The following is a 13,861-nucleotide window of genomic DNA, read 5'->3' as shown; positions in this document are numbered from 1 at the left end:
ATCAGTATTTTATATTGTCCATTTTTCTTGCTGAGCTTCAGTCAAAAATGTCCAGGCAACGATTCTGCTGGTTTTTTGACCTTGCGCCATATCAATTGTTTTGATGGAAGAGGCATTTACTTTATTCAGCGTTTTATAAATGCTTGAAAGATTTTCTCTTTTTGAAACCAAAGTGGTAAACCATAAACATTGCATAGCATACTTTGCACTTTCGTAGATCATTTGTGTTACAAAACCAATTTCGCCGCCATCGCACCATAGTTCGGCATTGTGACCGCCAAAGTTTAAAACAGGGTTTGTTGTTTTCTTTTCTTTTGTTAAGTTCGAAACTTTACGTACAGTACTTTGATTCGCATCTTCGGCCGAAGAGTGAAATGGAGGATTGCACATCGTAAATGTAAAACGATCTTCGGGCGTGATGATGTTTTTGAAAATGAATCGAGACTCAGTTTGCTGCTGTAAACTTATAGCATCAATTAACTTTGGATTTGCTTCGATAATTTTACTGCAATTTTCGATCGCTTTTTCATCAATATCAGTTCCAACAAAACTCCAGTCGTAAATGGCATTCCCTAAAATAGGGTAAATGCAATTGGCGCCTGTTCCTATATCTAAACCTAAAACTGATGATCCTAACGGAATAACTCCGTTATTGGTTTCAGCTAATAAATCGGCCAAATAATGAATGTAATCTGTTCGACCAGGAATTGGAGGGCAAAGATAATTTTTTGGAATATCCCAGTTTTGAATGTCGTAATAGGTTTGTAATAATGCTTTGTTAAGCGCTTTTACAGACAAGGGATTGCTGAAATCGATCGTTTCAATTCCGTGAATATTTATGGCAACATGCGATTTTAGTTCTGGACAATTCGCGATCAGGAGTTCGAAATCATAACGGGAACGATGAAGATTTCGAGGATGTAAATTGTTTTTTTCGGAATTGTCTGTTGCTTTCATTTTGTAAATTTCCGTGCAAAGATAGTCATTCCTTTTTGGAGGAAAGGGTAATTATGAAAATGATTGTTCTAGCCCTGATGGAAGCGATATCCTTTTGTGCCGGTGTTCGGCATAAAAGATATAGCGGACAGCAGGAAATAGCTCCTAATCCATACACTCCATTAGCAACAAATCGCCATTTGTATGGGTAATGCTAATCAAACCGTCTTCAAGAACGGCATTGCTGCTGCCGGTTCTATAGCCAATAGTTAATGTGTCGTTTTGTAAAGGATATTGTAAATTGGTAGAAGTAATTCCGCTAACAACGCCAATTGGAATCAATGAAATGGGTGTTTTTGTGGTATACCATTTTTCGAATTTGCGGGGTAACAAGAAAATTTTTGAATGATCATCCAGAATAACAATTTTAAGTAAATTGCGATATTGAACAAGACTTGTGAGATTTGTAATGGTATGATCTGCACGTTTTCCGGTTGCCCAAACCACGTTTACGGCAGGGATTTTTCGATCGATCAAGTAATCAAAAGCTTTCTCCAGATCAGTTTTGTTTTGGTCTGGTGTGTGAACTATTTCGATAGGATATTGTGATGTTTTGTAAATTTCAGGATTAAAACCTCTATCGAAATCTCCTAAGAGCACGTCGACTTTAATTCCTAATTCAACAACTCTTTCCATCGCCGAATCTAGCACAATAACCAAAGGCGACCATTCGAGTAATTGTCCTAATAATTCGGGATTACAGGCGGCTCCGTTAGCAATTATTAAAGCGGGTTCCTGATCGTCGCGGACTATATGGTGTGATGACATGCTACTTTTTTTTGAATGTGTTGCAAATGTACGAAAGTTATGGGTCTTGAATAAAAAGGTTTTTAATCATTAAGAGATGAAGAAAAATGAAGCTTTTTCTTGTGAGTTATTTTTCTTGCCACAGATTGTTAAGATTAAAAAGATTTTAAATATAAATGTTTTGCCATTAAGAGATTAAGAAAAGTTAAGTCGAAATCTCTTAATGGTTAAAAACTATTTTGTTGCTTTAAAAGCTGTAGCATCAACTTCGATTAACATTCCTTCAATGGCTAATTGAGGTACAGGTATTAGTGTACTTGCAGGAAATGGTTTGTTTTTCCATACTTTTCTAATTTCTTCATTCCATATTTTTAGTTTTTCTGGTGAATGATCTACAATTAAAATGGTGATTTTCATGACGTTTTCCGGTTTTAGATTGTAGTTTTCAAGAACCGTTTCGATGTTTTTTAGCACTGTTTGAGTTTGTTCTCTAAAGCTATTGCTTAAAGTGTGTTCTTTTCCTAAGCCTCCGCTTTGTCCGGAAATATAAACAAATTCGCCTGGTGTCGAAACTGACGATGCATGGCTAAAACCATAAGGAGTTGGGTCGAATAGAGAAGAGGGGTTTTTGAAAGTTTGCGCTTTTATGGTAAGTGCGCAAAGAGAAAATAGAGCAAAAAGAAAATGTTTCATGTTTTCGAAATTTTGAATTAATTGATTGCGAAATTCGCTTAATTCTAATTTCTAAACCTTTACATATGTTGAGGGTTTTGAGAAAAGTTTATATTCTCAGTCGCAGTATTTACTGTAAATTGCAACTGCGACTAAAAACTAAACTAACCTTCTGTGATAATTAATTTGTCCTAAATGATAGGCTAGATGTGTTGCAAGATGAACGAAGAAGAAACCTGTTGTCATTTCTTTTTCGAAAACAATTTGTGGATAAATGGCTTTTAAATCATCTTCGGTTAAAGAATCTAGCGTATTATTAACAACTAAAATGGTATCGTTTATTTTACTGATTAATTCCGGTCTTGGAACATCTTTTAACGAAAATTCCAGAGGACGATTTCGAATATAACCTGTTGTGCCGATCTCAGCTCCAATATATGTATTTATGTTTCCGATAAGATGCAGGCAAAGATTTCCTGCCGAATTGGAAATATTTTTATCGATTATCCAAATTTGACTTTCGTTTTGATACGATTCGATTTCAACTTTTAATTTGTTAAGATCCCGGTTAAAAAGGGATTTTAGAGTTTCGATTAGCATAATTCTACAGTTTACTTGTTATCGGGATCCAGATTTCTTCCTGAGAATTGGGATCATCTTTTTTATATTGATCTCCCATTACAGCAAAATGAGGTCTTTCATCGACCGTATATTCTGAATTTGGTAACCATTCCACAAAAATAGAATGATAGGTTGTATGAGCTTCAGTTGCTGGCCCTTTATGAATAAAAACGGCATATAATCCGGTTGGAATTATTAATTTTTCCATTCTTATTGGAATTTCATCAAAGTTAGAAACTTCGACTGCAGCCCATTTTTGAAAATTATTGTTGGGATCAAAATTGTCAAAATGATTTAAAGGAAAAACTTCTAGTGAATATAAATTGGAATCAATTGTATTGTTGATTTCTTTGCGTCTAGGCATAAAACGGTTCCATAACTGAAAAGTTTTATTTTCGATAAACGACATATCGATGTGTTTACCAATAAGTTTTTTTTCTTTTAGAATTTCAATTCTAGGTTCCATTGTAGTGATTATTGAATTTTATATTTTTTAGTGTCTGTTTCGCTAATTGAAAAATAACCCAATGGATAATTTGCTTTATCAGTTGTGTTAATGATATTTCCTTTTACTGTTGCCGGAGGTGATTGAAATGGTCCGCCAACATTGCTTCCTGCTATGCTGACTAAAATGCTCATGTAATTGTAATATTGTTTTGAAATTCCGTAATGTGTGATTTCAATTTCATTTCCAATCTCTAAATCATCATCATCTGATTGACTAAAATATTCGTTTCCCTGAAAGAATTTATCTTCAGCAACATAATACGTTGAGGTAATTTTATTGGAATAGACATATTTGTACAAATAAAAATTATCCACATTAGGCGGATCGTTATAATAAGCCCGAACTTCGATATCAGTTCCTGTAATGCCTCCGTCATTCTTTTGTTCTATGCGGGATATAGGCGCGATAGATTTCATTATTTCAGTTGCGGTATAAGTATTTCCAGCACTAATTACCGTCAATGTGTATGTTTCGTCAATGACAGGTTTAAAGTTTGAGCAAACATATCGACCGGTTTTTGCAACTTCATTAAAATTGAATTGCTCGTTTTGGCTGTTTTTTACAAAAACTGTTGCACCTGAAACGGTTGGAATTACATTTTGAAAAAAGCCTGTTGTTGTCGTTAATTTTATGGTTTGCTGTTTTCCGGTTGTTCCTTTTTGCCAGTTTAAAGCAGCTTCGATTACCAGTTTTGGAGGAGCTGTGTCTAAATTAACATCAACAACTTCTTCACAGCTTGTGAAGAAAATCGATATAAAAAGTACGAGTAATAAGGTTGCTTTTTTCATGCTATATCTTTTTTTTCTTTTTACAGAAAGTTGTTTTAAAATTTGAAATTATAACTAACGGCTGGTACAATTCCGAAAATCGAGGTTTGCACTGCTTCGTTTACGCCAGTGTCAACATTCTGACGAAAGTTTATCGAAGCTGCGTTATGGCGGTTGTACAAATTATAAATACTAAAAACCCATTCGCCTTTCCAGTTTCTGTCTTTGTTTTTTCTGGGTGTTAAGGTTGCCGAAACATCTAAATGATGATAAGCAGGTAATCGGTTTTCATTACGTAAACCATAACTAGGAACGGTAATTCCTAAGTATTCATATTGTCCGTTTGGATACGTAACAGGTTGACCTGATTGTAAGGCGAAGTTGGCTCCAAAAGACCATTTTTCGTTTAAATTATAAGCAGATGTAATAGCCAAATTGTGTGTTTTATCGTAAGCAGAACTGTACCATTGCCCGTTGTTAATTCCGATTTCTTCAGGAGTTCTTCCCGGAGTTTGTTGTTGTGATTTTGATAACGTATAAGAAATCCATCCGTTCAGCTTGCCTTCATTTTTCTTCAGCATAAATTCTAAACCGTAAGCGCGCATTCTTCCGTTCAAAATTACTTGTTCGATAGCATCGTTGGCAATTAAATCGGCACCATCGATATAATCTAGTCTGTTTTGAATTTTTTTATAATAGGCTTCAACTTCTACAGAATAAGCTCCGTTGTTGATATTTCTGAAATAACCCAACGCGACCTGATCTGCAATTTGTGGTTTTATATAATTATCACTCGGCATCCAAACGTCCAGCGGAGTAGGCGATGAGGTATTAGAAATCAATTGAAGATATTGTGCCATGCGGTTATAACTTGCTTTAACCGATTGATCATCATTTAATTGATATGAAACTGAAAAGCGAGGCTCTAAATTATTGTAATTCTGAATGACTTTATTTTTGCCGAAATATTTAGTTGAGGTTGGTGTGCCTTTTTCATAAATCTGCATATCAGTATTGAAAATAACGGGCTCATTATTATCGTAATAATTGATTGTAGAAGAACCTAAACGATAAAATAAACTATAACGCAATCCATAAGCAACAGTAATTTTTTTAGAAAGTTGATTTTCTGCGTCTATATAAACAGATGGCTCAAAAGCATATTTTCGGTCTAATTGATCCGGATTAATTCCTGAAGTTTCGTTACTTGGTTTAATGGTTCCAGGGTTAAATTCGTAGTAGATTCCGTTTAAACCATAATTTAATTTGAATTTATCTGAGATGTAGTTTTTAAAATCGTACTTGATATTGTAATTCTTGATTCCCGAATCCCATTTGAAACCTACAAAATCCAGATCGAGACCATAATAGTAATCGCTATAAATCAAGGATAAATTGGCAAACAATTTATCAGAGTACAAATGATTCCAACGCAAGTTTAAAGTTGAATTTCCGTAGATATTCGTAAAACTTTTATTTAAGCTAAAGACATCGCGACCAAAATAACCGGATAAATACAAACTGTTATTTTCGTTTAGTTTATAACTCAATTTGGTATTTAAATCATAAAAATAGGCCGAATTGTCTTTTTGCTTTTCAGATAATTTTAAAAATAAATGTGCATAAGAAGCTCTTCCTCCAATTAAAAAAGAACCTTTATCTTTTACAAGAGGACCTTCGGCAAGAATACGGCTCGAAATCAGTCCAATTCCACCATTTACATGAAATTCTTTGCTGTTACCATCTTTCTGGTAAATATCTAAAACAGATGAAGCTCTTCCGCCATAGCGAGCAGGAATTCCGCCTTTGTATAATTTTAAATCTTTAATTGCATCAGGATTAAAAACCGAGAAAAAACCAAATACGTGCGACGAATTAAAAATGGTTGCTTCGTCTAATAAAATCAAATTCTGATCAGCTCCACCACCGCGAACATTAAATCCCGAAGCGCCTTCGCCGGCATTGGTAACTCCCGGAAGTAATAAAATCGATTTTAAAACATCGACTTCGCCCATAACAACTGGCATTTTTTTTATGGTAGCAATAGAAAGTTTATTGGCACTCATTTCTGGCGATTTGATATTGATTTTACCTTTATTGTCAGTAATTACAACTTCTTGAAGTTCTTCGCCGCTTTCGCTTATTGCAAAATTGTTTTTGGTGTTTTGATTTAAATTTATTGTTTTTTGAATGGTTTGATAACCTACATAACTAATTTCTATTTGATGTTCGCCTTTAGGAACAGTAAGGGAATAAAAGCCATATTCGTTAGTTGTAGTTCCGATTTTTAGAGCAGGAATATAAATATTTACACCAATTAAAGTTTCATTATTTTTAAAGTCGGTTATGGTACCGCTTAAAGTAAATTTTTCTTGCGAAAATGAAGTTAAAGACGTCAAAAAAAGAATAAGGAGTATGCCAATTTTTTTTGTAATCATTGTCTTGGTTTTGGTTTACAAGGTTAAGAATTCTTACTAAATATTGACGCACAACGATTGTTAAACATTAGTTAAGATAAAAAAAGACAACCATTTAGGTTGTCTTTTGATAGTAATTTAACAAGATTCACCTCGAAGAGTGTGCATCTCTAAAATGTATTATTTTATTTTAGCAATAATCGAGTTGAATGTTGCACTAGGACGCATTGCTTTACTCACTAATTCAGGAGTTGGCTGGTAATATCCTCCAAGAACTTGAGGTTTTCCTTGCGCACCAATTAATTCAGCATCAATTTTAGCTTCGTTAGCTTCAAATTCAGCAGCAATTGGAGTGAAAATTGCTTTCAATTCAGCATCTTTGTTTTGAGCAGCTAATGCTTGTGCCCAATAAAATGCTAAATAAAAATGAGAACCACGGTTGTCAATTTGACCTACTTTACGTGCTGGAGATTTATCGTTAGCTAAGAATTTATCGTTAGCTTCATCTAAAGTTTCAGATAAAACAATTGATTTAGAATTGTCTAAAGTTTGTCCTAAATGCTCTAATGAAGCACCAAGAGCCAAAAATTCTCCTAATGAATCCCAACGTAAGTAACCTTCCTGAGTAAATTGCTCAACGTGTTTTGGAGCAGAACCTCCTGCACCAGTTTCGAACAATCCACCACCATTCATTAACGGAACGATAGATAACATTTTAGCTGAAGTTCCTAATTCTAAAATTGGAAATAAATCAGTTAAATAATCACGTAAAACGTTTCCGGTTACAGAGATAGTATCTAAACCTTTGATGATTCTGTCTAAAGTAAATTCAGTAGCAGCAATTGGGTTTAAGATGCGGATGTCTAAGTTTACTGTATTGTAATCTTTAAGGTATTTTTGAACTTTTGCAATTAATTCTCTATCATGTGCTCTGTTTTCGTCTAACCAAAAAACAGCAGGAGTATCAGATAAACGAGCTCTGTTTACAGCTAGTTTAACCCAGTCCTGAATAGGAGCATCTTTTGCCTGACACATTCTGAAAATGTCATTAGCTTCAACCTCTTGCTCCATTAAAACATTTCCGTTTGTATCAACTACACGAACAACTCCGTCAGCATTCAATTGGAAAGTTTTGTCGTGAGATCCGTATTCTTCAGCTTTTTGAGCCATTAAACCTACGTTAGGAACACTTCCCATTGTTTTAGGATCAAAAGCACCGTGTTTTTTACAGAAATCGATAGTTGCTGTATAAATTCCTGAATAAGCGCGATCCGGGATAATAGCGATTGTATCTTGTTGTTTTCCTTCTTTGTTGTACATCTGTCCAGAAGTACGAATCATTGCCGGCATAGAAGCATCAACAATAACGTCAGAAGGAACGTGTAAGTTTGTAATTCCTTTATCAGAATTTACCATTGCAAGAGCCGGTCCGTTTTCAATTGCTTGATTGATGTCAGCTTCAACTTGAGCTTGCTCAGGTCTTCCTGCAATTTTTGCATAGATATCGCCTAAACCGTTTCTTGTGTCAATATTTAATTCAGCAAATAAAGCTTCGTATTTTTTGAAAAGATCAGCAAAATATACTTCAACGATAGCGCCAAAGATAATTGGATCTGAAACTTTCATCATTGTAGCTTTTAAATGCACAGAAAGTAAAACACCTTCGATTTTTGCTTCAGCAATTGCATCGGCAACAAAGCTTTTTAGGGCTTTTAAATGCATTACAGAACTGTCTATTATTTCACCAGCTTTAAGTGGCGTACTTGCTTTTAAAACAGTTGTAGTACCATCTTTTGCTACGAATTCAATCTTTACATCATTTGCTTCTGCAACTGTAAGTGATTTTTCACTTCCGTAGAAATCACCGTTTGGCATCGAAGCAACTTTAGTTTTTGAGTCAGCAGACCATGCACCCATCGAGTGTGGATTTGCTTTTGCAAAGTTTTTAACTGCTCTTGGAGCTCTACGGTCAGAGTTTCCTTCACGTAAAACAGGATTTACTGCAGAACCTAAAACTTTAGAGTATTTTGCTTTAATTTCCTTTTCAGCATCATTTTGAGGATCTTCAGGGAAGTTAGGAATATTGTAACCGTGTGACTGCAACTCAGCGATAGCTGCTTTCAATTGTGGTACAGATGCAGAAACGTTTGGTAATTTGATAATGTTAGCTTCAGGTTTTGTAGCTAATTGACCCAATTCTGCCAAAGCATCTCCGGTTTTTTGAGCATCTGTTAAAAACTCAGGGAAATTTGATAAAATTCTACCTGCCAAAGAGATGTCTCTAGTTTCAATTGCAATACCAGCAGTAGCAGTAAATGCTTGAACAATAGGTAAGAAAGAATAAGTCGCTAACAATGGCGCCTCATCAGTTAAGGTGTAATAGATTTTTGAATTCTGTGTCATTTTTTTTTTTTTTTTATAATCGTATCGTCAGGGAATGGCGATGTAAAAGGTATAGTCGGCTCAAAATGAGCGGAGCAAATATAATAAAAACAGTCCGAAAACGGTATAGTTTTCCTGAGAAATGCTGAAATTATCAGATTGTTATTTCGAACTCGTTTAATTGCTAAATTGGTGATTTTGGTATTAAAAAATTACAGTTTTGATGAATCATAAGTAAAAGCAGAACATTTCGAAAATAGAAAATACTACGATTGTACAAAATCATTTAAGTTTTGCTTGTTTTTGTATGAAAAATTGTATTTTTGACTAAAATGCAATAGGCATATAACAAATGTAAGATACATTGTTTAATATGTTTTTTACTTGTTGTTTATTATTACGCTTAATTATTATCTTTGAATTATGAGCACACTAACAAAACCAAATCATATAGGGCGAAAAATTAGCCGTATTCGTGAACTTCGAGATATGAAGCAAGAGGCTTTGGCACAGGCTTTAGGAACAAACCAACAAGCTATTTCTGCTATTGAAAACAGTGAAACGATAGATGATGAAAAACTGGCAGAAGTAGCAAAAGCCCTTGGTGTAACTGTTGAAGCAATTAAAAACTTTTCAGAAGACAATATGATTAATTATTTTAATAATTTCCATGATAACAGTTTTACGAATGGAGCATTCAATGCAAATCATTGTACTTTCAATCCATTAGATAAATTGATTGAAACTTTTCAGGAAAAAGAAAAGCTTTACGAACGTTTACTACAAGCTGAAAAAGACAAAATCGAATATTTGGAAAAACTATTAAAAAAATAGAATACCAATTTTTATTAAAATACAAACCGATGCTTTATGAGTATCGGTTTTTTTGTTTTGGGCGTGTCCCTCCGGGTCGGGCTATCCGTTTCAAGTCCTCGCACTTCCTTCGTCAGGCTGTGGGCTTTCCACTTCTATCCCTCACGCAAACCGTAAAACAAGAACTTTTTGGTTATTAAGGGTAATTATCTCCACAATCTTATAAACCCGACAGGTTTTTAAAACCTGTCGGATTTGACGTAAACAAGAACTTGTCGTTTAGCTTGTCATTTCGACGGAGGAGAAATCTCCGCAAGAAACTCGACAAAGATTGGCGACTTTAGGAACGGAGCTTCTCGTGAAGATTTCTCCTTCGTCGAAATGACATAAATGCTTAAAACCTGTCGGGTTTGGCGTAAACTAAAAGCTCTTATGGAAATGATTGCCCTAGCCCCGATAGAAGTGGAAATCCTTTTGTGTAATGAAATGGAGCAAAAGATTGTAACGAATAGCGGGATTAGCTCCTAAAAAAGATTTGACATTAAAATCAAGCATAAAAAAAACTCGTTTCAAATAAATGAAACGAGCTTTTTTATAACAAAGAGATAAATGATTATCTTCTTTTATCTTTAATCTTAGCTTTTTTACCAGTAAGTTCTCTGAAGTAGAAAATTCTAGCTCTACGTACAGCTCCTTTTTTGTTGATTTCAATTTTTTGTAAAGCTGGTAAGTTTACTGGGAAGATACGCTCAACTCCAATAGCTCCTGACATTTTACGAATAGTAAAAGTTTCTGTGTTACCAGAACCTCTTCTTTGAATAACAACTCCTTTGAAAAACTGAGTTCTTGTTTTTTCACCCTCTTTAATTTCGTAGAAAACTGTGATAGTATCTCCAGCTCCAAAAACAGGGAAATCTTTTTTAGCAACTAATTCGGTTTGAACGAATTTCATTAAATCTGCCATGATATCTTATAATTATGGTTTTTTATATAGAGCAACATTCACGGATCTCGCCAGAGGTTAGTCTAATTCGGGTGCAAATGTAGAAAATAATTATGAATTATAAATTGTAAATTGTAAATTATTTTAACTTGTTGATAAAATGACAGTTAAGGTTTGTTTTGTTTCAGGTTTCAAGTTTCAGGTTGTTGTGATCGATAGTTTTAACTTGAAACAAAAATAACATGAAACTTGAAACTTAATCCTGCCCTTCGAGAAGGTCAGGTCGTCTGTTCTTAGTATGTTCATACGCCATATCTTCGCGCCATTTGTCAATTTTTGCAAAATGACCGCTGGTTAAAACTTCTGGAACTTTCCATCCTTTATAATCGGCCGGTCTTGTGTAAATTGGTCCGGAAAGTAAATTGTCCTGAAAACTATCTGTTAAAGCTGAAGTTTCATCACTTAAAACACCAGGAATTAATCGGATTAAGGCATCAGATAAAACCAAAGCGCCTAATTCTCCTCCAGATAAAACATAATCTCCAATAGAAATTTCTTTTGTAATAAAATGATCACGTACACGTTGATCTACACCTTTATAGTGACCACACAAAATGATGATATTTTCATACATCGACATTGTATTAGCCATTTTTTGGTTTAGCGTTTCTCCGTCAGGCGACATATATATAATCTCGTCATATTCACGTTCACTTTTCAAATGTGTAATACAGGCATCAATAGGCTGTACAGTCATTACCATTCCAGCGCCACCGCCAAACGGATAATCGTCGACACTTTTTTGTTTGTTTGTAGTATAATCTCGTAAATTATGAAAATGTACTTCAACCAGACCTTTGTCTATGGCACGTTTCATAATTGAAGCCTCAAACGGGCTTCTTAATAATTCAGGCAAAATCGTAATAATGTCAATTCGCATTTTTTTTCTTCAAGAGTTCTAAGCCGCAAAGATACAAAGTTAATATTTGAGAAGTTTAAAGATTTAAAAATTGAGAAATGAAAGTTTTAAATTCCTTTCAAGGCCCTATTTATATGACATCTTTAAGTTATTTTGTTTAATTAACGAATTGATAAACATTATTATATTTATTTGTGAATAAAACCACTTATTTTAGCTTTAATTAGCAGCCAAAACGAACGATTATAAAAAGAATTATGAAGAGAAAATTACTATTAATGACATTGCTTATTGCAATTGTATCATGTGCAGACATGAAAAACACCTCAGAAAACTGGGTTGGTAAAACAAAAAACAGCCTGATAAAAAATTGGGGTCCGCCAGTAAGATATATGGATGACGGTAAGAAAGGCGAAGTACTTGTTTATGCACAGCAAATTTATGCAAACTCTGGAAATGTTGAAGGTTCTAGAATCGCAGGCCCAAACTATTGGAGTTATTCATATGTGTATGTTGATAAAGATGGGAAAATCTATTCTTATAAAAATGAAAAGCAAAAAAGCCCTCCGCAGCAAATAGTACTAAATAAATAATTTTGTTTCCTCATCAGTTTTATTTTCAAAGAGCTAAAATGGAGTCTTTTAAAGATTTTTTATTATATTTAAATTTCTTAGAGACTGATTTTTAATTATTTAAATAAAAAAAAACTGATGAGGAAAATAACGATAATACTCTTTGTAGCTTTTACACTTGCATCTTGTAACAATCAAAATCAATCAAAAATTATGGAAACTAGTAAAAATGAAAAAATAGTTAAACAATATTTTGAACATTTCAATAATCATGATTGGAAAAAAATGGCGGAAATGTATACTGAAACCGTCGATTTTAAAGATCCCTCATTAGGGCAAGGTATCGTAAAACAATCGCGTAAACAAATTGAAGACAAGTACGCAGACTTGCATAAAGTTTTTCCTGACTTACACGATAAAGTAATTCAAATTTATCCTTCTGGAGAAAAGCATATTATTGTTGAATTTGTTTCAACTGGAACTGCACCTGATAACTCGAAATTTGAGCTCCCAATTTGTACCATTTTTACCATCGAAAACGGACTAATTACTAAAGATTTTACTTATTTCGATAATTTTGAGGAAAATTAATGAAAAAAATAACCTTCTTTCTACTTGTATTATTTTGTTCCTGCAACAAAGAAAAAATAAAGGAAACTCCGAAAGAGGCTTCAAAAGAAATTCCCAAAGAAGCACCGTATTTTAAGCAAATTAAAAGTAATGATGTTAAAATGGCTGAACCTGTTTATGGAGATTGGTTGTTTTCCAGAAAAGAAAAAGGGCAAACTTTTGAACAATATTTTTTATCTAAACATATCGTTCCAACAAAAGAGGCAAATATTATTTATATAAGGCCTATTGGGAATTTTAATGCTTTGCAAAAGAAACAAATTCAGCTTACCAATGAATATTTGGAAATTTATTTTCAATTAAAAACAAAAACTTTAGAACCTATTTCTAATGATGTAGTTCCAAATTCAGCCCGAAGAATGATTGCCGAAGGTCATGAACAGTTATTGGCGGGTTATCTTTTAAATGATGTATTGAAAGAAGATAAACCTTTAAACAGGATTGCTTTAATGGGGCTTTCAGAATTGGATTTATATCCTAAGCCAGAATGGAATTATGTTTTTGGTTTGGCTTCCTATCGTGATAAGGTGGGCGTGAGTTCAATTTACAGATTGCAAGATGGGGAATTAACTGCTGAAAATTTTAATCTGTGTTTATCACGATTGCTTAAAATAAGCTCTCATGAAATCGGACATATGTTTGGCTTGCATCATTGTACGAATGCAGATTGTGTTATGAATGGTACTAATAGTATGGGAGAGACAGACAGGCATTCGATAAGATTATGCTCTGTTTGCCAAAGAAAACTGAATTCCTGTATACCATATGATAATAAAAAAAGATTAACGGATTTAGAAAAATATTTTAAAAAGAATGACTTAACCGACGGATTTGATTTGATGAAAAAGGATATTGGAGTTATTCAATAAATGGA

At 33.9% G+C, this 13,861-nt stretch carries 14 protein-coding genes; 4 read left to right on the top strand and 10 right to left on the bottom strand.

The window, feature by feature from the left end:
* Positions 1 to 9: 9 nt before the first annotated feature.
* The 8 genes from rlmF to ACHRVZ_RS05000 all read right to left on the bottom strand — a co-directional run bounded on the left by rlmF (position 10) and on the right by ACHRVZ_RS05000 (position 9,131).
* Positions 10 to 957, bottom strand: a complete 948-nt coding sequence (gene rlmF / locus ACHRVZ_RS05035) for a 23S rRNA (adenine(1618)-N(6))-methyltransferase RlmF (RefSeq protein WP_395421090.1) — start codon at positions 955 to 957, stop codon at positions 10 to 12.
* Positions 958 to 1,101: 144 nt separating this feature from the next.
* Complete coding sequence (locus tag ACHRVZ_RS05030) at positions 1,102 to 1,764, bottom strand: thiamine diphosphokinase (protein WP_395421089.1); 663 nt, start codon at positions 1,762 to 1,764, stop codon at positions 1,102 to 1,104.
* A gap of 213 nt (positions 1,765 to 1,977) precedes the next feature.
* A complete protein-coding gene (locus ACHRVZ_RS05025) occupies positions 1,978 to 2,436 on the bottom strand; it encodes a RidA family protein (RefSeq protein WP_395421088.1) in 459 nt (152 codons plus the stop codon).
* Positions 2,437 to 2,574: 138 nt separating this feature from the next.
* The gene (locus tag ACHRVZ_RS05020; RefSeq protein ID WP_395421087.1) at positions 2,575 to 3,015 is read right to left on the bottom strand and encodes a DinB family protein; all 441 of its coding nucleotides are present in this window, start codon (positions 3,013 to 3,015) and stop codon (positions 2,575 to 2,577) included.
* Positions 3,016 to 3,019: 4 nt separating this feature from the next.
* Positions 3,020 to 3,502 (bottom strand): GyrI-like domain-containing protein, encoded by a 483-nt coding sequence (locus ACHRVZ_RS05015; RefSeq protein WP_395421086.1) that lies wholly within the window; start codon positions 3,500 to 3,502, stop codon positions 3,020 to 3,022.
* Between the two features lie 8 nt (positions 3,503 to 3,510).
* On the bottom strand, positions 3,511 to 4,332 hold the full coding sequence (locus ACHRVZ_RS05010; RefSeq protein WP_395421085.1) for a DUF4249 domain-containing protein: 822 nt from the start codon (positions 4,330 to 4,332) through the stop codon (positions 3,511 to 3,513).
* 35 nt (positions 4,333 to 4,367) lie between these two features.
* Positions 4,368 to 6,749, bottom strand: a complete 2,382-nt coding sequence (locus ACHRVZ_RS05005) for a TonB-dependent receptor domain-containing protein (RefSeq protein WP_395421084.1) — start codon at positions 6,747 to 6,749, stop codon at positions 4,368 to 4,370.
* Between the two features lie 159 nt (positions 6,750 to 6,908).
* Positions 6,909 to 9,131, bottom strand: coding sequence for an NADP-dependent isocitrate dehydrogenase (locus tag ACHRVZ_RS05000; RefSeq protein WP_395421083.1), 2,223 nt, complete (start codon positions 9,129 to 9,131; stop codon positions 6,909 to 6,911).
* Between the two features lie 402 nt (positions 9,132 to 9,533).
* Between ACHRVZ_RS05000 and ACHRVZ_RS04995 the strand changes: the two genes are divergently transcribed.
* Positions 9,534 to 9,944 (top strand): helix-turn-helix domain-containing protein, encoded by a 411-nt coding sequence (locus tag ACHRVZ_RS04995; RefSeq protein WP_395421082.1) that lies wholly within the window; start codon positions 9,534 to 9,536, stop codon positions 9,942 to 9,944.
* 592 nt (positions 9,945 to 10,536) lie between these two features.
* On the opposite strand, the gene rplS is transcribed toward ACHRVZ_RS04995, so the two are convergent.
* Together rplS and trmD are read right to left on the bottom strand one after the other, a co-directional pair.
* On the bottom strand, positions 10,537 to 10,887 hold the full coding sequence (gene rplS, locus ACHRVZ_RS04990) for a 50S ribosomal protein L19 (protein ID WP_007804248.1): 351 nt from the start codon (positions 10,885 to 10,887) through the stop codon (positions 10,537 to 10,539).
* 235 nt (positions 10,888 to 11,122) lie between these two features.
* Complete coding sequence (gene trmD / locus ACHRVZ_RS04985; protein ID WP_395421081.1) at positions 11,123 to 11,806, bottom strand: tRNA (guanosine(37)-N1)-methyltransferase TrmD; 684 nt, start codon at positions 11,804 to 11,806, stop codon at positions 11,123 to 11,125.
* Positions 11,807 to 12,042: 236 nt separating this feature from the next.
* Between trmD and ACHRVZ_RS04980 the strand changes: the two genes are divergently transcribed.
* From ACHRVZ_RS04980 to ACHRVZ_RS04970, 3 genes are all read left to right on the top strand, one after another.
* Positions 12,043 to 12,378 (top strand): hypothetical protein, encoded by a 336-nt coding sequence (locus ACHRVZ_RS04980; protein ID WP_395421080.1) that lies wholly within the window; start codon positions 12,043 to 12,045, stop codon positions 12,376 to 12,378.
* Positions 12,379 to 12,570: 192 nt separating this feature from the next.
* Positions 12,571 to 12,948 (top strand): nuclear transport factor 2 family protein, encoded by a 378-nt coding sequence (locus tag ACHRVZ_RS04975; protein ID WP_395421079.1) that lies wholly within the window; start codon positions 12,571 to 12,573, stop codon positions 12,946 to 12,948.
* Positions 12,948 to 13,856, top strand: a complete 909-nt coding sequence (locus ACHRVZ_RS04970) for an archaemetzincin (protein ID WP_395421078.1) — start codon at positions 12,948 to 12,950, stop codon at positions 13,854 to 13,856. Before ACHRVZ_RS04975 ends, ACHRVZ_RS04970 begins: the two co-directional genes overlap by 1 nt.
* Positions 13,857 to 13,861: the final 5 nt, after the last annotated feature.

It is taken from the genome of Flavobacterium sp. FlaQc-57 (assembly GCF_044007395.1).
Lineage (GTDB): Bacteria > Bacteroidota > Bacteroidia > Flavobacteriales > Flavobacteriaceae > Flavobacterium.
Note: the sequence above shows the minus strand (reverse complement) of the source record. Positions and strands in the feature narration are given on the sequence as shown.